1 protein-coding gene is annotated in these 588 nt (G+C 74.8%); it reads right to left on the bottom strand.

All coding sequences use genetic code 11. From position 1 onward, the window contains the following. On the bottom strand, positions 1 to 416 hold a 416-nt coding region (gene folK / locus BIV01_RS16840; RefSeq protein ID WP_071303616.1), incomplete at its 3' end, for a 2-amino-4-hydroxy-6-hydroxymethyldihydropteridine diphosphokinase. Positions 417 to 588 lie beyond the last annotated feature (172 nt).

Raw genomic sequence — 588 nt, 5'->3', positions numbered from 1 at the left:
GCGTCCGGGTCGGCGTCGTGCCACGGCGCGAGCACGAACGCCCGCTCGCCGGCTCGCGGGTGCGGCACGGTCAGGGTCACGGTGTCGAGGGACAGGTCGTCGTACGCCACGAGGTCGAGGTCGAGCGTCCGGTCGCCCCAGCGGACCTCGCGCGTGCGGCCGTGGGTGTCCTCGATGCCGTGCAGGGCGTCGAGGAGTTCCTGCGGCTCGAGGTCGGTGTCGACGACCACGACGGCGTTCCGGTACCGGGGCTTCGTCGTGTCCGGGCCGTCGAGCGTGACGGCGACCGACTCGACCTCGCGGCTGGAGGCCACCGGACGCACCCCCGGGAGGGCGACGATCGCGGCGGCGGCGGCGCGCAGGGTGCTCCCCCGGTCGCCGAGGTTGGCGCCGAGGGCGACGACCGCCCGGCTCACTCTTCTTCCTCGACGTCGGACCCGGCGGCACGGACGCCGCCACGGGTCCGGCGGATCGTGATCGACACGTCGGTGAACGGCACCGTGATGGGCGCCTGCGGCTTGTGCACCGTGACCTCGGTCGCCAGAGCCGCACGGTGCGTCAGCACGGCGGCGGCGATGCGCTCGGCGA

Source organism: Curtobacterium sp. MCBA15_013 (genome assembly GCF_001865095.1).
Taxonomy (GTDB): Bacteria; Actinomycetota; Actinomycetes; order Actinomycetales; family Microbacteriaceae; genus Curtobacterium.
The sequence above is the reverse complement of the archived record's forward strand: the minus strand, read 5'-3'. Positions and strand labels throughout refer to the sequence as shown.